This is a genomic window from Paenibacillus sp. E222, from assembly GCF_013401555.1.
Lineage (GTDB): Bacteria > Bacillota > Bacilli > Paenibacillales > Paenibacillaceae > Paenibacillus.
Map to the genome: position 1 here is coordinate 4,304,301 of NZ_CP058552.1, position 22,102 is coordinate 4,326,402.

Annotated in this window: 21 protein-coding genes; 18 read left to right on the forward strand and 3 right to left on the reverse strand. The window is 43.6% G+C overall.

Annotation, left to right across the window (positions count from 1 at the left end; translation table 11 throughout):
• The first annotated feature begins 5 nt into the window (after positions 1 to 5).
• The 3 genes from HW560_RS19525 to HW560_RS19535 all read left to right on the forward strand — a co-directional run bounded on the left by HW560_RS19525 (position 6) and on the right by HW560_RS19535 (position 3,517).
• A complete protein-coding gene (locus tag HW560_RS19525) occupies positions 6 to 1,514 on the forward strand; it encodes a response regulator transcription factor (RefSeq protein ID WP_179264316.1) in 1,509 nt (502 codons plus the stop codon).
• Positions 1,515 to 1,699: 185 nt separating this feature from the next.
• Positions 1,700 to 2,215 carry a spermidine/spermine N(1)-acetyltransferase gene (locus tag HW560_RS19530; protein WP_179264318.1) on the forward strand — a complete coding sequence of 172 codons (516 nt, stop codon included), beginning with the start codon at positions 1,700 to 1,702 and terminating at the stop codon, positions 2,213 to 2,215.
• A gap of 168 nt (positions 2,216 to 2,383) precedes the next feature.
• The gene (locus tag HW560_RS19535; RefSeq protein ID WP_090899636.1) at positions 2,384 to 3,517 is read left to right on the forward strand and encodes a serine hydrolase domain-containing protein; all 1,134 of its coding nucleotides are present in this window, start codon (positions 2,384 to 2,386) and stop codon (positions 3,515 to 3,517) included.
• Between the two features lie 97 nt (positions 3,518 to 3,614).
• Here the strand turns inward: HW560_RS19535 and HW560_RS19540 are convergent, their stop codons facing one another.
• On the reverse strand, positions 3,615 to 4,580 hold the full coding sequence (locus HW560_RS19540; protein WP_256222112.1) for a DMT family transporter: 966 nt from the start codon (positions 4,578 to 4,580) through the stop codon (positions 3,615 to 3,617).
• Between the two features lie 475 nt (positions 4,581 to 5,055).
• Between HW560_RS19540 and ppsA the strand changes: the two genes are divergently transcribed.
• Positions 5,056 to 7,671 carry a phosphoenolpyruvate synthase gene (gene ppsA, locus HW560_RS19545; protein WP_179264320.1) on the forward strand — a complete coding sequence of 872 codons (2,616 nt, stop codon included), beginning with the start codon at positions 5,056 to 5,058 and terminating at the stop codon, positions 7,669 to 7,671.
• Between the two features lie 70 nt (positions 7,672 to 7,741).
• On the opposite strand, the gene HW560_RS19550 is transcribed toward ppsA, so the two are convergent.
• Positions 7,742 to 8,167: a MaoC family dehydratase gene (locus HW560_RS19550; RefSeq protein ID WP_090899631.1), complete on the reverse strand. Its 426-nt coding sequence runs from the start codon at positions 8,165 to 8,167 to the stop codon at positions 7,742 to 7,744.
• A gap of 327 nt (positions 8,168 to 8,494) precedes the next feature.
• On the opposite strand from HW560_RS19550, the gene HW560_RS19555 reads away from it, so the two are divergent.
• The 10 genes from HW560_RS19555 (at position 8,495) to HW560_RS33980 (ending at position 16,734) form a co-directional block, all read left to right on the forward strand.
• The gene (locus HW560_RS19555; RefSeq protein ID WP_179264322.1) at positions 8,495 to 9,484 is read left to right on the forward strand and encodes a LacI family DNA-binding transcriptional regulator; all 990 of its coding nucleotides are present in this window, start codon (positions 8,495 to 8,497) and stop codon (positions 9,482 to 9,484) included.
• A complete protein-coding gene (gene rbsK, locus HW560_RS19560) occupies positions 9,477 to 10,358 on the forward strand; it encodes a ribokinase (RefSeq protein WP_090899625.1) in 882 nt (293 codons plus the stop codon). Before HW560_RS19555 ends, rbsK begins: the two co-directional genes overlap by 8 nt.
• On the forward strand, positions 10,355 to 10,756 hold the full coding sequence (gene rbsD / locus HW560_RS19565; protein ID WP_179264324.1) for a D-ribose pyranase: 402 nt from the start codon (positions 10,355 to 10,357) through the stop codon (positions 10,754 to 10,756). The genes rbsK and rbsD overlap by 4 nt, the downstream gene beginning before the upstream one ends.
• A gap of 15 nt (positions 10,757 to 10,771) precedes the next feature.
• Positions 10,772 to 12,253 (forward strand): sugar ABC transporter ATP-binding protein, encoded by a 1,482-nt coding sequence (locus HW560_RS19570; RefSeq protein ID WP_090899618.1) that lies wholly within the window; start codon positions 10,772 to 10,774, stop codon positions 12,251 to 12,253.
• 1 nt (position 12,254) lies between these two features.
• Complete coding sequence (gene rbsC, locus HW560_RS19575; protein ID WP_090899615.1) at positions 12,255 to 13,226, forward strand: ABC transporter permease subunit; 972 nt, start codon at positions 12,255 to 12,257, stop codon at positions 13,224 to 13,226.
• Between the two features lie 14 nt (positions 13,227 to 13,240).
• Positions 13,241 to 14,170: a ribose ABC transporter substrate-binding protein RbsB gene (rbsB, locus tag HW560_RS19580; protein ID WP_090899612.1), complete on the forward strand. Its 930-nt coding sequence runs from the start codon at positions 13,241 to 13,243 to the stop codon at positions 14,168 to 14,170.
• A gap of 185 nt (positions 14,171 to 14,355) precedes the next feature.
• On the forward strand, positions 14,356 to 14,724 hold the full coding sequence (locus HW560_RS19585; RefSeq protein ID WP_090899609.1) for a hypothetical protein: 369 nt from the start codon (positions 14,356 to 14,358) through the stop codon (positions 14,722 to 14,724).
• Positions 14,725 to 14,830: 106 nt separating this feature from the next.
• Positions 14,831 to 15,403 (forward strand): TetR/AcrR family transcriptional regulator, encoded by a 573-nt coding sequence (locus tag HW560_RS19590; RefSeq protein WP_179264326.1) that lies wholly within the window; start codon positions 14,831 to 14,833, stop codon positions 15,401 to 15,403.
• Between the two features lie 311 nt (positions 15,404 to 15,714).
• Entirely contained in the window at positions 15,715 to 16,470 is a 756-nt protein-coding gene (locus HW560_RS19595) for an SDR family NAD(P)-dependent oxidoreductase (RefSeq protein ID WP_090899603.1), read from the forward strand.
• A gap of 135 nt (positions 16,471 to 16,605) precedes the next feature.
• Entirely contained in the window at positions 16,606 to 16,734 is a 129-nt protein-coding gene (locus HW560_RS33980; RefSeq protein ID WP_240343196.1) for a DUF6254 family protein, read from the forward strand.
• Positions 16,735 to 16,839: 105 nt separating this feature from the next.
• Here HW560_RS33980 and HW560_RS19600 read toward each other — a convergent pair whose 3' ends face one another.
• Positions 16,840 to 17,451, reverse strand: a complete 612-nt coding sequence (locus HW560_RS19600; protein WP_179264328.1) for a TetR/AcrR family transcriptional regulator — start codon at positions 17,449 to 17,451, stop codon at positions 16,840 to 16,842.
• A 177-nt stretch (positions 17,452 to 17,628) separates the two neighbouring features.
• On the opposite strand from HW560_RS19600, the gene HW560_RS19605 reads away from it, so the two are divergent.
• The 4 genes from HW560_RS19605 to HW560_RS19620 all read left to right on the forward strand — a co-directional run bounded on the left by HW560_RS19605 (position 17,629) and on the right by HW560_RS19620 (position 22,026).
• Positions 17,629 to 18,366 carry an SDR family NAD(P)-dependent oxidoreductase gene (locus tag HW560_RS19605; protein WP_179264330.1) on the forward strand — a complete coding sequence of 246 codons (738 nt, stop codon included), beginning with the start codon at positions 17,629 to 17,631 and terminating at the stop codon, positions 18,364 to 18,366.
• Between the two features lie 190 nt (positions 18,367 to 18,556).
• Positions 18,557 to 21,136: a glycosyl hydrolase gene (locus HW560_RS19610; protein ID WP_179265855.1), complete on the forward strand. Its 2,580-nt coding sequence runs from the start codon at positions 18,557 to 18,559 to the stop codon at positions 21,134 to 21,136.
• Between the two features lie 161 nt (positions 21,137 to 21,297).
• Entirely contained in the window at positions 21,298 to 21,735 is a 438-nt protein-coding gene (locus HW560_RS19615; RefSeq protein ID WP_090899590.1) for a ribonuclease, read from the forward strand.
• A 15-nt stretch (positions 21,736 to 21,750) separates the two neighbouring features.
• Positions 21,751 to 22,026, forward strand: a complete 276-nt coding sequence (locus tag HW560_RS19620) for a barstar family protein (protein WP_090899587.1) — start codon at positions 21,751 to 21,753, stop codon at positions 22,024 to 22,026.
• The last annotated feature ends 76 nt before the right edge of the window (positions 22,027 to 22,102 follow it).

Sequence of the window (22,102 nt, forward strand, 5' to 3'; positions counted from 1 at the left end):
AGACCATGTACAAAATCATGATTGTTGAGGATAGCAAACCTATATTGCGCAATATTAAAATGCTGTTGGATAAGCTGAACTTTCCCGTTCACGTGGCAGTTACAGCCACGAATGGGGAAGAGGCGCTGGAAGCACTTCGGAAGCAGCCAATCGATCTTTTGTTGACAGACATACGAATGCCCAAGATGGATGGTTTATCACTAATTGAGCAGGCAAAGCTTGCCCAGCCGGAGTTGAAGGTTATTCTAATTAGCGGGTATAGCGATTTTGAATATACACGAAAAGCATTGAATTTGCAGGTGTTCGACTATTTGCTGAAGCCCGTCGAACCTGATGCTCTGGAGGAAGTCATGGGCAGAGTTATTAAACATCTCGATCAATCGAGGTCCAGAAACTTTCATGAGCTGCAGGAGATCGTTGATCCCCATAGTTATGCTGAACTTAAGCCAGGAGAACATGCTGCTTTTCTGGCCCCAATGATGATTATTCTGCGCAGACAGCCCTTCACCTCGGAACGGGAACGATGGGGACAAAAGACGTTACAGGCTTCTTTAGAAGAGTTTTTTGCTCCTCGTCCATTTAAAGTGTTTCTAAGTCAAACTCCGCAGCAATTCATCGTTTTTGTAAACAGAGGAATTCTTGATTTGTATTCTTCTGTACATGAATGTCTCGAATCGTTGCGGCGTCATTTGGTTGCACAAGGTATGGACACAACCATTGGTGGGCAGCTGCTATGGTCGGAATCTGTTAATCTGTCGGAGCTTTATCACCACATATCGTCCATTTTATCGATGCATCAGCGATTGAATAATGGATTGGTGCTGGATAGCGGAAATCCCGTCTCCATAGCAAGAACTGAGTCAGGTTGCCTGGATGCTGCATTGGAATCTGCTTTTGTCCACATGATACAAGCTCATCAGAAGGAACAGTTTGTCCTTAAGCTGTCCGAATTGATGAATCAATGGTCAGAGGAAAACGTGCATGTAAAAGAATTGGAACGTTTTATCGGACTAATAGTGGATACATTTGCACATTTGGTTGAAGAGCAGGGGGCGGGAATTCGGCTTGGGCTGGAGCTTAGAGCAAAAAAACTAAGGGATGAAGAGACATATGGCGATTTTTGCCGTGAATTAACGGAATGGATTGGACAATGTTTTGATATGCTGCAATCCTATGGTCGGAAAAGCAGAGAAGATCTGTTTGAGCAAATAGATGAGTATATCCAACGGAACAAGTATACCCAGATATCCATCAATGACATTGCAATGAAGTTTCATGTCAGCCCCTCTTACGTTAGCAGAGTCATTAAAAACGCAACACAAGTTACGTTTGTTCAGTATTATACAAACCTTAGAATTAAGGAAGCCTGCAGACTGATGGAATGCCAACCCGAGATGAAGTTTAAGGAGTTATCGGATGTGCTATCATTCAGTGATCAGCATTATTTCTCCAAGGTATTTAAGGAATACACGGGATTCAGTCCCACAGAATACAAAGAAAAATTGCTTAAATAGTCCATTCAAAGAAAAGCACATTAAAATTTCGAAAACGTTTGCTATGTATTTTGATCTGCTTGGTCTCACTATTTTATGTTGCAAACGATACAAATTAGGAGTAGATTAAGATTATAAATTATGTTGTATTTGCGACAAAAAAATATAAATATGTTGTGGATTCATAGAAGGAGAGATACATCACAATGACAGTTGAAATACGAGCTTGCCGTCGCGAGGATTTACAAAAACTGCAAGAAATAGGTATAGAAACATTCAATGATACATTTAAGGATCAGAATTCCCCTGACAATATGAGAGCTTATCTGGAAAAAGCATTTAACGCTAAACAATTGGAAGATGAACTGTCTAATAGCTGTTCAGACTTCTTTTTCGTCTACTACAATGATGAACTTGCCGGATATCTAAAAGTGAACAGAGATGGCGCCCAATCCGAAAAAATGAGTGATGCTTCACTAGAAATTGAGAGAATTTATATCAGGAAACCATTTCAAAAAAATGGACTGGGTAAATATCTGTTAAATAAAGCCATGGAGACCGCTTTGGAGCACAACAAGAAGCAGGTCTGGCTAGGAGTATGGGAAAAGAATGACAATGCGATTGATTTTTACAGGAAGATGGGGTTTGTTCAAACGGGCTCTCACTCTTTTTATATGGGGGACGAGGAACAATTCGATTTTATCATGATCAAAACCCTGTAGTAATCGTACCGATCCTAAAAAAATTGTATGAATTGTTTAAAGTTGCTTTCTATTAGATATGGTCAATGCATGTGAATGGTCGTATATTAATACTATGTGGGTTATGTGCATAAACACAGATTCACGATGTGCAATGATAAACGATTCTACATTAAAGGACGGGGAAATATGGACTTTAAACCGCTTGCTTCATTTATTGACCGCATCACATCATGGAGAATTCCGTGGGCAGAGGTCCTTGTGATGCATCAAAATGATACCGTTTTCCGTTACCGCAATGGTTACGCCAATCTGGAGGAGCAAACGCCCATTGGTGATGGGGCGATCTTCAATCTCTACTCCATGACGAAAATTATGACCTGTGTGGCAGCGCTTCAACTTGTAGAGAGAGGGCAAATGCTGCTGAGCGATCCGTTGTCCGACTATCTGCCGGAGTATGCCGAGATGACGGTAAAGAAAACATTATCGAACGGCGAGGTCAGACTGGAAAAAGCGACAAGGGCGATTACGGTACGCGACTTGTTTACGATGACTGCCGGGTTCTCCTATGACATTGGCTCGCCAAGCATTCAGGAAGCTGTGCAAAGCACTAACGGTACATTACCGACGAGAGACTTTGCGAAAGCGCTCGCCAAGGAACCCCTTTTGTTTGAGCCAGGTACGCATTGGAACTATAGCATGTGTCATGATGTGCTCGGAGCTTTGGTGGAGGTTGTGAGTGGCAGACGATTTGGTACATATCTGCAAGAAGAAATTACCGGACCGCTAGGTATGAACGATACGGCTTTCGATCTGAACGAGGAACAGAAGACGCGTCTGATTCCACAGTATGCTTACAATGATGAGCTTGAAAAAGCCGTACGCATGGACGGAAACGGGTTCCGGGTAGGCACGGATTTGGAGAGCGGCGGTGCCGGGCTGTTGTCTACCGTTAGCGATTATGCACTGTTCCTAAATGCGCTGACTGGACGCGGGACGAGTCCGCAAGGCGTGCGCATTCTGTCACAGGCTTCAGTGGAGCTTATGCGCACTGACCATCTGAACGATCTGACCCGTGGTGATTACTCATGGGATCATATGGGCGGGTATGGTTACGGGCTGGGTGTACGTACGCATGTCTCCAAGGCGGGCAGCGGTTCGTTAAGCCCGCTTGGTGAATTTGGATGGAGTGGGGCTGCCGGCTGCATGGCCATTATTGATCCAGATTCCGAACTCACTGTCATGTATGCGCAGCATTTGCTCAACAGTCAGGAGCCTTACATTCAGCGCCGTTTGCGTAATGTTGTTTACTCCTGCTTGTAAGACGGAAGTGGAATCTGACGAGTATTCGTACAATAGGAAACAAACAGGGACGCGACCAATGTCGCGCCCCTGTTATTATTTTTTTATTTTTTTTAAACTACGATTCGAGGGTATTTGAGAACTTTCGAGAGCTTACGCGATTAACCATATAAATGCCGATGGACACGAACAGCAATGCGATTAGGTTTTTGAGTTCCATAATCGTTTCTCCCAAAAACAACGCCGATAGCAATGCACCAAACACTGGGATAAGGAAGTTATAGACAGATACTTTTCCCACTTTGTTATATTTCAGAAGCAGATTCCACAAGCAAAATGCAGCTGATGAAAGTAAAACTAAGTAAATCAAGATGCCTGTTGATTCAAGTGTAAAATGCGTAACCCGACCGCCAAGCAGAAGTCCAAGTATGGTGAGTGCCAGTCCGCCGACAAACAGGCTAATTCCGGTAATAACGAGGACGTCGATGGAGCCTGTTAAGTGCTTTGCATAGATGGCCGTAATGGAAAAAATAAGAGCCGCAATAATAACGAAACCTTCACCTGAGAGAGAGAAAGAGAATTCCAGCAGATTGGAGTGAAAATTAACAATAACTACGCCAATGAATCCTAGCAAACAGCCGACTACTTTATTTTTGCTGAGTTTATCATTTTTATATAAAAAATGAGCTAGAACCACACTGAAAAAAGTCGTTGTCGCATTCATGATCGAACCTTTGACACCTGTTGTATTGGCTACACCCACATAAAAAAACATATACTGCAGACCCGTTTGGAACACGCCAAGCAAGATTAAACTTGAAAATTGTTTTCCAGACAGATTAAACTTCCGTTTACTCATGACACGAAACAGGAATAGGAGCAGTAATCCTGCTAAAATAAATCGATAACCCGCAAATACAAATTTTGATGGAATATCTTCCGCCAGGATGTCAAAAGCACTATATCCAAGCTTAATAAACGGGTAGGCACTTCCCCATAACAAGCAACAAATACTTGCAACTAAAGTTACAAATAAAGGATCGCTAAATTTGATCGGTTTCTCCATAGCTTTTATCTCATTCACTTTCAATCTTCTCCTCGCATGATATGTATATGTGTACGGGCTGATTGCACCTCACTGACCATATCACAAACTGCTAGTAGCTGTAACAAAAAAATGTAAAGACTATTTCTACAGAAAAGAGGCCTTAATCTTTTCAGTCATTGCTACATTGCGGTTCGTATTTTAACGTCATGAAAAAATGCCAATAGAAAAGAAACCCAACCTCATTTAAGGGTAGGCTGCTTTTCTATTGGCTTTCTACATCTATGACATAGAAGAGGCTTTCACGATAGTATCTAGTGGATCAAAAAAAGAACCGAGGTAATGTTCCTCGGTTCTTTGATATTGTATATGAACAAATACAATGATATAATCAAAACACACTTTTTTAATGTTGTTATTCATAATTATCTCATCTTATATTTAAATCTTATCATGGCGGTAAACTCTTTGTCAAATGTTTTTTTCTCAATTTACTGGTTAGGGGAGATACCGAATGAGTTCCTGGGTTATCGGATTACAGGAAACGGAAAAATTGCAGCTTGCGCTCGCTGGTGGAAAAGGATTCAATCTAGCGAAGTTATCAAAGGTGGAAGGGGTAAAGGTTCCCGATGGATTTTGTGTTACAACCGTCGGATATCAAAAAGCCGTTGAACAAAACGAAACGTATCAAACTTTGCTGGATCAACTATCCTTGTTAAAAGCTGAAGAACGAGAGAAGATTAGTGAAATCAGCAGGAAGATCAGGGAACTTATAATAGGCGCAGACATTCCTGCCGATGTTGAACATGAAGTTGCTCATTATCTTTCCACATTTGGAGAGGGTCATGCGTATGCAGTACGATCCAGTGCGACCGCTGAAGATTTACCACATGCTTCTTTTGCGGGTCAACAAGATACCTACTTAAATATCATCGGGAAAGAAGCAATCATGCACCATATCAGCAAATGTTGGGCTTCCCTGTTTACCGATCGGGCGGTAATCTACCGTATGCAAAATGGATTTGACCATGGTCAGGTTTACTTGTCCGTTATCATTCAAAAGATGATATTCCCAACGGCCTCAGGGATTTTATTTACGGCTGATCCGGTCACATCCAACCGGAAACTGTTATCTATCGACGCAAGTTTTGGACTTGGTGAGGCGCTGGTGTCCGGCCTGGTATCTGCTGATTGTTATAAAGTACGGGAAGGTGAAATTGTCGACAAGACGATAGCCCTCAAAACGTTGGCTATGTATGGACAGAAAGATGGTGGAACGTATACACATCAGATCGATCCCGTGCTGCAAAAGACGCAAACACTTACCGATCAACAAATTATGGAACTGGCACGCATAGGAAGACAGATCGAAGCTCATTTTGGTTTCCCGCAAGATATAGAATGGTGTTTGGCGGATGATACGTTTTATATAGTCCAAAGTCGGCCAATTACAACGTTATACCCGATTCCTGAAGCAAATGACCAGGAAAATCATGTGTACCTCTCTGTTGGTCACCAACAAATGATGACTGATCCTATGAAACCGCTGGGCTTATCCTTCTTTCTGTTAACAACTCCGGCACCCATGCGTATAGCTGGTGGAAGATTGTTTGTTGATATTACGCCTAGGCTGGCTTCGCCTGTCATGAGAGAAAACTTCATAAATACCATGGGACAATCCGATCCGCTCCTTAAGGACGCACTTACAACTGTAGTCAAGCGCCAGAATTTCATAAAATCGATACCAGTTGATCATCCTGCACCAACTCCACCTAATAACAATGAACAGAGCGCGTCTAATGGTTTTCAAGCACATATTGAAAATGAATCAACCATCGTCTCTGATTTGATTAAGAGCAATCAAGCCTCAGTAGAAGAGCTAAAACGTAACATCCAAAACAAGTCTGGATTGGATTTGTTTGATTTTATCCTTGAAGATCTGCAAGAATTGAAGAGATTTCTATCTGACCCACGAAGTTCAAATGTATTTATGACTGCCATGAAGGCTTCAGCATGGATCAATGAAAACATGAAAGAGTGGTTGGGTGAGAACAATGCAGCGGATACGCTGTCTCAATCGGTACCTAACAATATCACTTCCGAAATGGGTCTCGCATTACTGGATGTTGCAGATGTGATTCGTCCTTATCCGGAAGTCATTGCTTATTTACAGCATGTGAAAGAGGATGACTTTATGGATGAACTGGCTAAGGTTGAGGGTGGACAGGAAGCAAGGGACGCTATCCAGGATTATCTGGACAAATACGGCATGAGATGTGCCGGAGAAATCGATCTGACCAGAACCCGTTGGATTGAAAAACCCATTACACTTGTGCCATTGATTCTGGGTAACATCAAAAACTTTGAGCCTAATGCAAGCAAACGGAAATTTGAGCAGGGAAGACAGGAAGCGTTGAAGAAAGAACAAGAAATATTAGATCGGTTGAAGTTATTGCCTGACGGTGAACAAAAAGCCAAGGAAACGAAACGAATGATTGACTTGGTTCGCAACTTCATCGGGTATCGGGAATATCCCAAATACGGCATGATCAATCGTTACTTCGTCTATAAACAGGCTTTATTGAAAGAAGCCGAACGACTTGCACAAGCGGGTGTTATTGCCGAAAAAGAAGATATATATTTTCTCACTTTTGAAGAACTTCGTGAAGTTGTACACACCAATAATCTGGATGAGAAGATCATTACTCAACGAAAAGGTGATTACAAAATCTATGATAAGCTAACGCCACCTCGTGTGCTCACGTCTGATGGTGAAATCATTACAGGTGAGTATAAGCGTGAAAATCTGCCAGCCGATGCTATTATGGGGCTGCCTGTTTCTTCCGGGGTGATCGAGGGCCGAGCACGTGTCATTTTCAATATTGAAGATGCTGATCTGGAAGATGGAGATATACTAGTGACTCCGTATACGGATCCGAGCTGGACACCATTATTTGTTTCTATAAAAGGCCTAGTTACCGAAGTGGGTGGACTGATGACCCATGGAGCTGTAATTGCGCGTGAATATGGCTTGCCAGCGATTGTTGGAGTGGAGAAGGCAACCCATCGAATAAAAGATGGGCAGCGAATTCGGGTACATGGAACCGAAGGATATATCGAAATATTGTGAATAAACGACCGTTGCCTGGTATATACATTGCCGGGTGACGGTCGCTGTGTAAAATGACTTATATGTGAATTCAATTACGAATCAGAGCACTTAATTCTGCCTGAAAAACCTTCTCATTATTTTGGTTAAAAGTAGTGAGCAGCACGGTGACAATTCCACCACTACTCCTTCTTGGAGCCAATTCCATCACTTCAGCTAGAACTCTAATTTCATCATCTGGAAACACAGGTTTGATAAACTTTATATTATTCATACCTGTTCCTGCGACAACCTCTTCACCATATATCCCGAGTTCCACCCATAGCTTGAAGGACGTGCTCATCGTCTGCATACCCGAAGCAATGAGGCTGCCGAAGCGGCCTTCTTTGGCTTTGGCCTCATCTATATGCATATATTGAGGATCATAGATTTTTGCAAAATCAATAATATCCTTCTTTGACAATTGAATAGAATTGGTTCTATAGGACTTGCCTATAACATACTCGTTAAATTTCAATGATGTACACCTCCGTATATCTACTCTAATGGATAGGTCGAATGTAAAGCAAGCAGTGCTCAACTTGAACATGTATCTTAATGTTCTATTATAACCATTCCGCGCATTGATTTAGTATCGATGTTTCAGTTCACCCTCGAAGGAAGTTGTTTAATTTTGATTGAATATATAGATTGGTTCAAGGTGACGCTATGGCATAGTGTTACTGCGTTAAGTAGGTCTTTATCTGATGACTAGGATAAATTTCCAGTCATAAAAGGATTGTCAAACTGAAATAAATATGATATTTTCATATCTGTAACCGGTTACACATAGGAGTGAACGTTCATGACAACAATAAAAGATGTAGCTAACTTGGCTGGCGTTTCGGTAGCCACCGTATCCAGGGTCATTAATGAAAGAGGTTATGTTCATGCGGACACTCGCAAGAAAGTGGAGGAAGCGGTTAAGCAACTTAACTTCTCTCCCAATGAGGTGGCCCGCTCTTTATACAAGCGCAAGTCCAAATTGATTGGCCTGCTGTTACCCGATATTGCAAACCCTTACTTTCCGCAGCTTGCACGCGGTGTAGAGGACCGGATGCAGGAGCAGGAATTCAGACTGATTTTCGGAAATAGTGATGAGGATGAACAGAAGGAAAAGGATTACATCCAGACTTTTATCCAGAATAATGTAGTCGGCGTAATCTCTTCAACGAATTACCCTCACTCTTCAATATATGAGAACTTGAAGATCCCCGTGGTGTTTCTTGACAGAACACCTCTGGACAGTCCCTCCGTATATGCGGATGGCAGAGAGGGTGGACGTCTGGCTGCACGGGAGATTATCAAGCGCGGAAGCCGCCGAATTACGGTTATGCAGGGGCCGGCAAATATCAAACCCGCGCAGGACCGTTTTGAAGGCGCAATCGAGAGCATACGTCAGGCCGGCCTGGATTACCGTGTAATCCAAACGACATCCTTTTCCTTTAACGATGTTGGGTTATGGGCGGACGAGCTTTTTAGCAAGTACGGCGATACAGACGGAGTCATTGCCAGTAATGACATCGCAGCTATGGCGGTACTGCACGAGGCATTGCGCATCGGTAAAAAAGTTCCGGAGGACATGCAGATTATCGGCTTCGACGATATTCCGATGAGCAGCCTGCTATCACCGGCATTGTCGACCATTCGCCAACCGGCATACGAGATGGGAAGAGAAGCTGCCGGTTTGCTTATCAAACTGGTGGAACAAGCTCCAATCGAAAACAAACACATACAGCTTCCGGTCAGTTTCATTGAACGGGGCACAACAAGAAAGGTGAATTCAGATGGCTAAAATATGCGTTATTGGCAGCAGCTCCATGGATCTGGTTGTTACTTCCTCAAGACGGCCTGGGGCGGGTGAAACCGTCCTTGGCGACAGCTTCAAAACAGTTCCTGGCGGCAAAGGAGCAAATCAGGCAGTCGCTGCCGCAAGACTGGGGGCCGACGTTTCCATGATCGGCAGAGTGGGTGATGATGCTTTTGGTACAGCCATTTTAAATAATTTCAAAGCAAATGGTGTAAATACGCAGAATGTGAAACCGGTTACACATATGGAGAGCGGCACAGCTCATATCGTGCTGGCTGAAGGTGATAATAGTATCGTGGTGGTTGAAGCGGCAAATCGCGAAGTTACACCAGCCTATGTTGATGAAGCGGCAGAAGTGATCCAACGTGCAGATATTGTACTGATTCAGCAGGAAATTCCGGAGGAAACCGTTGTTCGTGTCAGCGAGATTTGCGCTCAAAGCGGAACTCCACTGTTATTGAATCCTGCACCTGCAAGGAAAGTACCGGATGAGGTCATTGACAAAGCTGCTTATATCACGCCGAACGAGCATGAGGCCGAGATATTGTTTCAGGGCATGACTCCGGCTGAGGCGCTGCGCAAATATCCAAACAAGTTGTTTATTACGGAGGGCAGCAACGGGGTTCGATATTTTGACGGCGAACAGGAGATCGTTGTACCTACTTATAAAGTGGAACCAGTGGATACAACCGGAGCGGGTGATACGTTCAACGCCGCATTTGCAGTCGCTCTAGCGGAAGGGAAACCGTTACAAGACAGCATTAGATTCGCCAACCGGGCTGCATCGCTATCCGTGACCAAGTTCGGCGCACAAGGAGGCATGCCAACACGGGGTGAAGTGGAGGCAAGCCTGAAATGAAGAAGCAGGGAATATTGAACAGTCACATCTCCAAGGTGTTATCTGATCTGGGTCATACGGACATGATTGTCATCGCGGATGCTGGCCTTCCGGTTCCAGACGGTGTACTCAAAATCGATTTGTCCCTGAAACTGGGGACACCCAGTTTTCAAGAGGTCGTGGAGCTTATTGCGGACGATATGGTCGTTGAGAAAGTGATTCTGGCAGCAGAGATCCAAGCAGGGAATCCAGAAGCTTTGCAATTTATGACCGAGAAATTTGGCGATGGAGCCATTGACGTTTCCATCAATCATGAACAATTCAAGGCGTTGACCCGGAATGCCAAAGTCGTCATTCGTACGGGCGAAGCTACGCCGTATGCCAATTGCATCTTACAATCGGGCGTCATTTTCGGTTAAAAGGGGGACGGTATCATGCTTATTCAGATGCAAGACATATATAAAGCGTTTGGCACCAACCAAGTGCTAAGCGGGGTAGATTTCGAACTGAAAGAAGGCGAGGTTCATGCCTTGATGGGAGAGAACGGGGCCGGCAAATCCACGTTAATGAACATTTTGATTGGTCTTCACGGGCGTGATCAGGGAACCATTTCTATTGACGGTAAAGAAACCTATTTTGCCAATCCGAAGGAAGCCGAGAAGATGGGACTTGCTTTTATCCACCAAGAGTTGAACGTTTGGCCGGAAATGACGGTGCTTGATAATCTCTTCATCGGTAAGGAAATAACTTCATCTATAGGGTTGCTAAATACAAGACAAATGAAAGCGCTTGCCACCGAGCAGTTTGCCAAGCTTTCCGTGCAGATCCCGCTGGATCGTCCTGCCGGGGAATGTTCTGTCGGACAGCAGCAAATGATTGAAATTGCCAAGGCACTCATGACCGATGCTAAAGTCATCATTATGGATGAGCCCACGGCGGCGCTTACGGAGCGGGAGATTCAGAAGTTGTTCGGCGTGATCACTTCGCTTAAGAAAAATGGTGTTTCCATCGTATATATCTCGCACCGGATGGAGGAGATTTTCACCATTTGCGACCGGATTACAATCATGCGTGACGGCAAAACGGTAGACACCAAGACGATTCCGGAGACCAGTTTTGACGAAGTGGTGCGGAAGATGGTTGGACGGGAACTCACGGAACGATATCCGGCACGAAATCCTTCGTACGGTGAAGTAGTCCTTGAAGTACGGGACGCAAGCAGCAAAGGATTGTTCCAGAATATCAGCTTTACGGTGAGAGCAGGCGAGATTCTCGGGTTCTCCGGATTGATGGGTTCGGGACGGACAGAGATCATGCGGGCAATCTTCGGTCTGGAATCTCTGGATGGTGGCGAGATCATGATTCGAGGCAAAAAGGTTCATATTCGGAAGCCAGCGGATGCGGTTAAACATGGAATTGGATTTATTACGGAAGACCGCAAGGATGAAGGCTTGGTGCTTGATTTCTCCATTCGTGAGAATATGGCTTTACCCAATCTGTTCAGCTTCTCAAGTAAAGGGTTCATCTCGACTCAGAAAGAACAGGAATTTGTGGATACGCTCATCAAACGTTTGCAAATCAAGACACAATCCTCTGAGACGGCAGCACGAAACCTGTCAGGGGGCAACCAGCAGAAGGTGGTTATCGCCAAATGGGTCGGCATTGGCCCAAGTGTACTTATCCTGGATGAGCCAACACGAGGCGTGGACGTTGGAGCCAAACGAGAAATTTATCAGTTGATGAACGAGCTGACTGACCGCGGGGTTGCCATCATTATGGTATCTTCCGAGCTGCCTGAAGTGCTCGGCATGAGCGATCGAATCGCGGTAGTGCATGAGGGACACATTAGCGGTGAACTGGCAAAAGAAGAGGCAACACAGGAAAACATTATGACATTGGCTACAGGGGGACAATGATATGACAACTTTGCAGGAAAACCAACCCGCCAAAAGCGGCTTCCGTCTAACGAATCTGACACAGAAATTAGGTCCGTTGCTCGGACTGATCATTTTGATTATCATCGTATCGGTATTGAATCCAAGCTTTTTGGAACCGCTTAACATCTTGAATCTATTGCGTCAGGTTTCGATTAACGCGTTGATTGCTTTTGGCATGACATTTGTCATTCTGACTGGCGGCATCGACTTGTCGGTTGGCTCCATTCTGGCGTTATCTAGCGCCTTTGTAGCCAATATGATGCTGTCCGGCCTGGACCCGATTCTGTCAATCATTATTGGTGTTGCGCTCGGCGGAGTCATGGGTATGGTGAACGGGCTGATGATAACGAAGGGCAAGATGGCTCCGTTTATTGCTACATTAGCAACGATGACGGTGTTCCGGGGATTAACGCTGGTATATACAAACGGTAATCCGATAACCGGATTGGGCGATAGCCTGCTGTTCCAACTGTTCGGTCGTGGTTATATGCTAGGCATACCGGTTCCAGCAATCACAATGCTCATTACATTCGTAATATTGTGGACGATTTTGCATAAAACAGCTTTCGGTCGTAAAACGTACGCACTTGGGGGCAATGAGAAAGCGTCCATTATCTCAGGTATTAAAGTGCATCGCGTAAAAATCATGATTTATTCCCTGGTAGGTATGCTGTCAGCGCTGGCAGGCGCAATCCTGACCTCCCGTCTGAATTCTGCGCAGCCTACGGCAGGGACTTCATATGAACTGGACGCCATCGCAGCTGTTGTTCTGGGTGGAACAAGCCTGTCAGGTGGTAGAGGACGGATCGTCGGCACACTGATTGGGGTCCTGATTATCGGCGTGCTGAACAATGGTTTGAACCTGCTCGGAGTAAACTCGTTTTATCAAATGGTTGTAAAAGGTGTCGTTATTGCCATCGCTGTCCTGCTGGACCGCAAGAAAACGGCTTAAGGAGAGAAGCGAACATGAAAAAACTAACCATATTGCTTGTAAGCGTAATGATGATCGTTCTGGCAGGATGCTCTCTGGAGCCTCCGGGTTGGGCTAAGCCCGACTCTGCCGGAAGCAATGGACAGAAAAAAATCGGCCTGTCGGTCTCCACGTTGAATAATCCATTCTTTGTTTCCCTTAAGGACGGAGTCGTTGCAGAAGCCAAAAAACAAGGAATTCAGGTCATTGTGGTTGATGCTCAAAATGATTCAGCCAAACAAACGAATGATGTGGACGACCTGATTCAACAGGGCGTGGATGCCCTTCTGATTAACCCTGCGGATTCCGCGGCAATCTCTACGGCTGTACAATCGGCTAATAGTGTGGGTATTCCTGTGATTACACTTGACCGTTCGGCCGACAAAGGCGACGTGGCCGCATTGGTCGCATCCGATAACGTCAAAGGTGGGCAAATGGCGGCGGAATATTTCGTAGAACATCTTGGCGAAGGAGCAAAGGTGATCGAACTTGAGGGTGTACCCGGAGCCTCTGCAACAAGAGAGCGGGGGAAAGGTTTTCACGAGATTGCTGATCAAAAACTGAATGTGGTTGCAAAGCAGTCTGCCGATTTCGATCGTTCCAAAGGTTTGAATGTCATGGAGAATCTGCTGCAGGGCAATCCTGATGTACAGGCGGTATTTGCCCATAACGACGAGATGGCGCTGGGCGCGATTGAAGCAATTCAAAGTTCTGGTAAAGACATTCCCGTAATTGGATTTGACGGCAACGATGATGCGATCAAATCCATTAAAGACGGAAAGCTGACGGCAACAGTCGCTCAACAGCCAGTACTAATTGGCCAGCTGGCGGTGCAAGCTGCTTTGGATGTGCTGGATGGCAAGCAGGTAGAGAAATCAATTCCGGCTGAATTGAAGCTGGTGACCAAGGAAAACGCGAACAATTAATTTAACCAATACATCCCGTTCTGGACATTATGTCTAGGGCGGGATTTTCATTTTATCCATCTGCTATGGTGGAGAAGACAGTTAACATTGAAACCTGCATTAGTTTGTGCCCGTTATAATATTGATCACATCTCGCGGGGCATGTAAATTAGTTTTATGCATGAGAAAAGGAGAGGTAGCGCTACATGGAAAATGTATCAGAAGAAGAAAAATTGCTATCCATTCAAGCTTTCCAATCGACCATACGCAAATCCGAAAACGCCTTGACTAATTTGACTCAGAAAGGGAATAACACTACTTTATTAAATAAACGACTCAATGCCTTAAACATTGGTTTGGCAATGCTGGAAACGGTTTGGAATCAAGAAGCTCATCAGTACACCAAGGAAGAGTTAGCAGAAGCTCGAAATGTTCTGAATGGTTTATTCCCGTCACTTGAGAACAGTTATAGTAAGTCGAGAGCGGGCAGCCCTCAAAAGACGCTTTTAAGAAGAAGAATTAAAGCATTCGAATTAGCTGTTCAGGCCATGGATGATCATCTTGCGAATAAATAAAAAAAATCTTCTTTTGCACATGTCATCCCTGTAATCTGTCCACTTGTTCAATTCCAGTTTGCCGATGGTTCACTTCATTGTATAATGATTATTCGAGGTGATGAGGATGGCAAGATCCAAAGAATTTGAAGTTAATGAAGTATTAGATAAAGCAATACAATTGTTCTGGACCCAAGGATATGAGAAAACATCAATGCAAGATTTGGTTGGATATATGGGCATTCACCGCAGAAGTATCTATGATACATTCGGGGATAAGCATGCTCTCTTTATGAAAGCTCTTGAACGATATGAAACGAAGCAGACCAACAAAATGAGGTTTCTAATTGGTACCCAAAAACCAATCAAAGAGATTATTCGGGCATTGTTTGAGTCAACAATAAGAAATGAAGGACAACCTCTAGGCTGTTTTCTTGTAAACTCAGGCGTGGAACTGGGCGTGTTGGATCCTGAAGTTGCATCCTTGGTTAATGAGAGTTACTTGCGAACAGAGGAATTCTTGAGAAACCTTATTCTGGAAGGCCAGCAAAAGGGTGAAATCAAGGCTGACGTTGACCCTGTAGTTATTTCTCATTATTTGATGAATGCATGGGTGGGGATACGTACGTTGGTTAAGACCACTACGGATCAGCAAAAGTTAAAAAATATTGTGGATATGACACTATCCGTTTTAGATTGAACGCGGAGTTCCAACATGGAAGGCAAAGAGGGCGTTGCCTCCATGGAGGCTGGTTTGTTTTAGTGATACAGGTTCTTGTCCAGTTACGTTATGGAGAACTTGTATCGCATGTCTGGCAAAACTCATAGTTCCCTGTTCCAACATCATGATATAGTCGTCAGAAAATAATTCTTTACTGTTCGTTCTAGAAATGCTATTCTAAATAGCAAGTTAGATCTAACTGTTTTTTTGTAATATTGAGAATGATCGTTCTAAAATGTTTTTTGAAAGCTTATCTATACTAAAATACATGTTGAGAAGGAGAAAATAGGATGAAGTATACAGTTATTACAGGTGCAAGTTCAGGAATTGGATATGAGACTGCATTGGCGTTTGCTGCACGAGGCAAAAATTTAATCTTGGTCGCTAGAAGATTGGACAAATTAGAAGAACTCAAATTAGCCATTCAGAAAATTGATGCTACAGTACATGTTATTGTGCATACAAGTGATCTATCGGATACAACTCAGGCATACACACTTTATAACACGCTGAAGGAATACCATATTGAGACTTGGATTAACAATGCGGGGCTCGGTGAAGGTTCTTTTGTAGCAGAACAGAATCTGGAGAAAGTTGAAACGATGCTGCGTGTGAACATAGAGTCCCTGACGATCCTTTCTACACTCTATGTGCGAGATTATGCAGACGTTGAGGGAACTCAGTTAATTAACGTTGCATCCGCACTTGGATATGCCATTGCTGTTGGAAGTGTTGCGTATTCGGCATCGAAATATTACGTTAGTGCTTTCACAGAAGGGCTTGCCAAAGAACTTGAAATAAAAGGTGCAAAACTAAAAGCAAAAGTACTGGCTCCAGCTATTACGGAAACGGAATTTGTGAAGAAATCATTAGATACAGAAGATTTTGATTACAAAGCTAACATGTCTAAATACCACACCGCCAAAGAAATGGCAGGCTTCATGTTAGATCTATATGATAATAACGAAGTCGTAGGGATTGTAGACCTGAACTACAATTTTAATCTGAGAAGCCCAATCTATCCAATCATAGGAGATTTGCATTAATATGCCATAATGGTGGTGAGCATAATGTAACGGAACCCTTCAGGGATTCAGCTTCCATTTATGAATGAAAATAATTGATAAATGACATCATAAAGAAGTAGTATAATTCTAATTTTCCAGAGGAGGTAATCTTTTATGGCTCGCCAGAAAAAAAGGCAGGAAGCTGCTTGGAAGTCACGAAAGCAAGAACAGCATCCTCATGGTAAAATCAAATCGCTTAAGCAATTATCAAGCGAATATGATGAGAAACATACTACGATTTAAACAAATGACTGCCTGTGAAGTTTGCGGGCAGTTGTCACTACAACTGCCGCACATATTACCATATAAAGTCGCTAATTTAGCGGCTATTTTTATTTTAATTTATAATCAATCCAACTTGTTCCCCACATAATGAAAAGATTGAATGTGTGTTTTAGACAGTTCGATCACATTATAGATAAACGCCTCCCGTGATTCACGAAATCCGCTTAATATCCAATTGTTCAATAATCCAAAAAAGCCGTACGCTGTATAGTACTTAAAATACTCCATGTTAACAGGCATATCGTTGATCGTCTCGAAAATAAACTGCTCCTCATAGATTTTCAGGATTGTCTGTGGGAAACCTGTATGCAGACCTGGTAACGTGTCATCATATCGAATCAGTTCGAAGAAGTCTCGGTTTTCATAGACATAATCGACAATTTGAAAGGATTCCGAATTTAGCTTGGTGGTGTAGACCTTTTGACCGTGAGAATAAGGCTTGCCTACGGCGAACCTCAGACCTTCGAGCTTCGTATTCAACAATTCTTCGGCGAGCACGAATTTATCTTGATAGTGTAAATAAAAGGTACTGCGATTGTAACACGCCTGATCAACGATATCTTTGACAGAGACGGCATGATAGCCTTTTTTCTTAATGAGCTGGATCAGGGCGGTTTTAAGATGCTCCTCGGTTCGATTACGCTGTTGAGATTTCAAAAATTGTTCATCATTCATTCATAAAAACTCCTATTAAAATAGACATTAATTCACTAAGTGTCTATGTAGTAAACACATCATTAAATCTTAATGATTGGATTGTTACAATTTTAAGCATACAATTATATTTGTAAACGTCATATAGCACATATGCGAATAGGTGCTATTCAAAATAGTATACTGGAGGATTTAATCATGGGCAAACTTCAAGACAAAGTGGCAGTTATTACGGGAGGGGCATCCGGAATCGGCGCAGCGACAGCACGCTTATTCGTTTCCGAAGGAGCCAAAGTGGTCTTGGTAGACCTGAATGAAGAAAAAGGAAAGGCGTTTGAGCAAGAACTGAAAGCGCTTAAAGCTGATGCTCTGTTTTTTAAAGCAAACATTACGAGTGAACAAGAGGTTGCTGAGATTTTCAAAAAAACCGTAGAGGTTTTCGGTAAAGTGGATATCGTATTTAACAATGCAGGAATCGGACGTGTTCATCCTTCGCATGAGCTTGAATATGCTGAATGGCGCAATACGGTGAATGTAGATCTGGATGGCGTATTCTTGGTCGCACGTGAAGCGATCCGAGAAATGCTCAAAATTGGCGGTGGGACTATCGTCAACACGGCTTCCATGTACGGATGGGTTGGTTCACCTGGTTCTGCAGCCTACAATGCAGCAAAAGGTGGCGTTGTGAACCTGACTCGTTCGCTCGCGCTGGAGTATGCTGAGGAAAATATTCGGGTGAACGCACTTTGCCCTGGTTTCATCGATACACCGATTATTCCAGAAGAGAGCAAGCAGGCCCTTTCTGCGGCAACACCAATGAAGCGGCTCGGTCAAGCAGATGAAATGGCCAAAGCCGTACTGTTCCTAGCTAGCGACGATTCATCCTATATGACAGGAAATAGCCTGATCGTGGATGGAGGATACACAGCCCAATAAGAGGGTTAAATTTTCTCGAAAATCAATGGATTCGCATATGGATTAACAGATTGAAAGCCGCAAAATTGCGGCTTTTTTTCGTCCATATATTTGCAAAAATTGATACATATGCTATGTTTACAATGAAAGCGCCATCATGAGTAAACAGAGGAATCATTCTTTATCATATTTTAACATGGGAAGGAAGATGATGATGATTTTGCTCAAAAAGACAGGCGTATTAATGCTGGCATTGACTCTGCTTCTTGGAATGATGACAGTACCCGTTCATGCAGATTCACCGCTTTTCACGATCGAAAGCGAAAACGCTTTACTTTCCTCTGATCTTCAAGTAACAACAGAAATTTACGGACAACCCAAGCCTGGATTTTCTGGAAGTGGATTTGTCTGGATGCAGAATTCCGGCACGATAACCTTCACTGTGACTGTCCCGGAAACGGGCATGTATGCAATTTCCACCCGATACATGCAGGAGCTAAGTGCTGACGGCCGACTTCAATATCTATCCGTTAATGGCGTTACCAAAGGCTCGTATATGCTGCCATATACAACAACTTGGTCTGATTTTAATTTTGGTTACCACAAGCTGAACCAGGGAACTAACACGATACAGTTAAAGGCTGGTTGGGGATTCGCTTATTTTGACACCTTCACTGTGGATTATGCCAATCTTGATCCCCTGGATGTTCAGCCTGTCCTTACTGACTCCCAAGCCACACCGGAAACACAGCTTCTGATGAATTATTTAACGGAGGTTTATGGCAATCATATTATCTCTGGCCAGCAGGAGATATACGGTGGTGGAAACGATGGCAATACGGAGCTGGAGTTTGATTGGATTCATAATTTAACCGGGAAGTATCCAGCTATCCGAGGATTTGATTTTATGAACTATAATCCACTCTACGGATGGGAAGACGGTACGACCGATCGAATGATCGATTGGGTGAATAACCGCAATGGAATTGCGACAGCTTCCTGGCATATCAACGTGCCCCGAAATTTCACGACCTACCAGCTTGGGGATCATGTAGATTGGAAGGAGGCTACGTATAAACCAACAGAAACCAATTTTAATACAGCTAACGCCGTAATTCCTGGTACAAAAGAATATCAATACGTAATGAGTACGATTGATGATCTGGCGGAACAACTGCTGATTCTGCAAGATAACAATGTGCCCGTTCTTTTCCGGCCTTATCATGAGGCGGAGGGCAACGGCGGTCTGAATGGGGAAGGCGCCTGGTTCTGGTGGGCTTCCGCAGGTGCAGATGTGTACAAACAGCTGTGGGATATGCTTTACACTGAACTTACAGAGACGTACGGTTTGCACAACTTGATTTGGACTTACAACAGCTACGTATATAACACTTCTCCTGCATGGTATCCTGGCGACGATCAGGTGGATATTGTCGGTTATGATAAATACAATACGATCTACAACCGCAATGACGGTTTGTCCGGCGTACCGAATGAGGATGCCATTACCTCGATCTTCTATCAACTGGTTGATTTAACGGACGGCAAGAAAATGGTGGCCATGACAGAGAATGACACCGTCCCAAGTGTACAGAATCTGACAGAGGAAAAATCGGGATGGCTCTACTTCTGCCCATGGTATGGCGAGCATCTCATGAGTTCAGCCTTTAATTATCCAGCAACTCTGAAAACGCTTTATCAAAGCGATTATGTCATTACGCTGGATGAACTGCCTAATTTGAAGGTTAACAATCCTACATCCAACGCGTCCCTCACACCTACAACCGTTGAATTTGACAAACACATGCCCAATCCAAGCGACAAGGCCATAACCGTGAACTTTAACGGTAATACGTTAACCGGTCTACGGATAGGTATCTCACCATTGACTGCAAATCAGGATTATACGTTAAGCGGAAGCACGTTGCTGCTGAAAAAAGAATTTTTGGCCGGACTATCGGTCGGCGAACATTCCATCGTTTTTGATTTTAATCAAGGGCAGGATCCTGTATTAAAAGTTAAAATTGTTGATTCAACACCAAGCACAAGTGCTATGATTTCGCCCGTGAATGCAGCATTTGATAAAGCAGCGAATCTAGCGCAGGATATTTCCTTAACGCTTACCTTAAACGGAAAACAGCTTACAAGCATAACGAATGGGAATTATACTCTTGTATCGGGCCAGGACTATACGGCATCAAGCACTGCCATCGTTCTGCACAAATCCTATCTCTCCACGCTGCCGCTGAGTCAGAATACGATAACATTTCATTTTAACGGAGGAAATAACGCTGTTCTTACGGTAAACGTAGTGGACAGCAGTGTTACTGCACCCTCTGGGGCTTTGACAATCCAAGCCTTTAACGGCAATACAAGTACGTCTACCAACGGAATCTCACCTAAATTCAAAGTGGTCAATACCGGTAATTCGGCGATTCAGTTGAGTGATGTAAAGCTCCGGTATTACTATACGATTGACGGGGAAGAAGCGCAGAGTTTCTGGTCTGACTGGGCCAGTATCGGGAGTGCAAATGTAACCAGCAAATTCGTTAAATTGGCAACGCCGGTTGCGGGAGCGGATTATGTTTTGGAAATTGGTTTTACGAATTCTGCCGGAACGCTTAATGCCGGACAAAGCGCTGAAATTCAAGCACGGTTCTCCAAAAATAACTGGTCCAATTACAACCAGGCTAACGATTACTCGTTTAAGGCGTCCAGTACTCAGTTCGCAAACCATGAACAGGTTACCGGGTATATCAATGGTCAACTGGCGTGGGGGATTGAGCCGTAAGAATGCAATCATAATAAAGGTTGGAGCTGGGATCATCCCTGCTCCAACCTTTTTGTGTTGAGATGGCCGAAAGCCGTGAGAAACGAATATAAAGAGGAGTATACAGAAGGAACATGTTATGATAGGGAGGATGCTAATTTTTCAGAAGGAGATCAAAATCAATGGTTGTAAAAAAATGGTTAGGTGCTTTACTTTTTATTCTGGCAACCCTCCTGTTTACAGGCTGCTCACTCGATACGGTTTCATTAAACGGCTCATCTCAAGAGAATGCAACTCTAACGCAATTTGATGAAGTAGCCAAGTATATTTCGGAGCATAATGAACTTCCGGAAAATTATATAACCAAGAAAGAAGCTAGAGAATTAGGATGGGAGCCTAGTAAAGGTAATTTGGAAAAAGTGGCTCCAGGCAAAAGCATTGGCGGTGACGTATTTCAAAATCGAGAAGGGCTGTTGCCCAAGAAAAAGGGAAGAACTTGGTACGAAGCAGATATTAACTATTCGGGAGGAACACGGGGGAGTGATCGGATTTTATATTCCAATGATGGATTAATCTATAAAACAACCGATCATTACCGTACGTTTGAGCAAATTGAATAGGGGAAGGGTGATCATATGAAAACAGTAGTCATCAATGGAAAGGACATTCATGGAAAAGAACAATTACATGACGTCCTTCAGACCAGTCTTGAATTAGGTCAAACGTATGGGCGGAATTTGGACGCATTATGGGATTGCCTGACTGGATTTGTCCCGATGCCACTTACCATTCAGTGGATTAATTTTGATGCAAGCCGAAATTTGCTTGGAGAGTACGCAGATCAGTTGCTGGACCTGATGCATGAAGCGGAAGAAGAGCTGGGAGGATTTACATTGGAATTAAGAGATTGAACAATTTCTGAATCGGATCATGGTTTGTGACGAATGAACACAACAAAAGCGTGATTGAAAAATGAAATTTTAAGCA

Coding starts and splice junctions, on each gene's coding strand:
- HW560_RS19525 (WP_179264316.1), top strand. CDS start 6: ATGTACAAAATCATGATTGTTGAGGATAGCAAACCTATATTGCGCAAT.
- HW560_RS19530 (WP_179264318.1), top strand. CDS start 1,700: ATGACAGTTGAAATACGAGCTTGCCGTCGCGAGGATTTACAAAAACTG.
- HW560_RS19535 (WP_090899636.1), top strand. CDS start 2,384: ATGGACTTTAAACCGCTTGCTTCATTTATTGACCGCATCACATCATGG.
- ppsA (WP_179264320.1), top strand. CDS start 5,056: ATGAGTTCCTGGGTTATCGGATTACAGGAAACGGAAAAATTGCAGCTT.
- HW560_RS19555 (WP_179264322.1), top strand. CDS start 8,495: ATGACAACAATAAAAGATGTAGCTAACTTGGCTGGCGTTTCGGTAGCC.
- rbsK (WP_090899625.1), top strand. CDS start 9,477: ATGGCTAAAATATGCGTTATTGGCAGCAGCTCCATGGATCTGGTTGTT.
- rbsD (WP_179264324.1), top strand. CDS start 10,355: ATGAAGAAGCAGGGAATATTGAACAGTCACATCTCCAAGGTGTTATCT.
- HW560_RS19570 (WP_090899618.1), top strand. CDS start 10,772: ATGCTTATTCAGATGCAAGACATATATAAAGCGTTTGGCACCAACCAA.
- rbsC (WP_090899615.1), top strand. CDS start 12,255: ATGACAACTTTGCAGGAAAACCAACCCGCCAAAAGCGGCTTCCGTCTA.
- rbsB (WP_090899612.1), top strand. CDS start 13,241: ATGAAAAAACTAACCATATTGCTTGTAAGCGTAATGATGATCGTTCTG.
- HW560_RS19585 (WP_090899609.1), top strand. CDS start 14,356: ATGGAAAATGTATCAGAAGAAGAAAAATTGCTATCCATTCAAGCTTTC.
- HW560_RS19590 (WP_179264326.1), top strand. CDS start 14,831: ATGGCAAGATCCAAAGAATTTGAAGTTAATGAAGTATTAGATAAAGCA.
- HW560_RS19595 (WP_090899603.1), top strand. CDS start 15,715: ATGAAGTATACAGTTATTACAGGTGCAAGTTCAGGAATTGGATATGAG.
- HW560_RS33980 (WP_240343196.1), top strand. CDS start 16,606: ATGGCTCGCCAGAAAAAAAGGCAGGAAGCTGCTTGGAAGTCACGAAAG.
- HW560_RS19600 (WP_179264328.1), bottom strand. CDS start 17,451: ATGAATGATGAACAATTTTTGAAATCTCAACAGCGTAATCGAACCGAG.
- HW560_RS19605 (WP_179264330.1), top strand. CDS start 17,629: ATGGGCAAACTTCAAGACAAAGTGGCAGTTATTACGGGAGGGGCATCC.
- HW560_RS19610 (WP_179265855.1), top strand. CDS start 18,557: ATGATGATTTTGCTCAAAAAGACAGGCGTATTAATGCTGGCATTGACT.
- HW560_RS19615 (WP_090899590.1), top strand. CDS start 21,298: ATGGTTGTAAAAAAATGGTTAGGTGCTTTACTTTTTATTCTGGCAACC.
- HW560_RS19620 (WP_090899587.1), top strand. CDS start 21,751: ATGAAAACAGTAGTCATCAATGGAAAGGACATTCATGGAAAAGAACAA.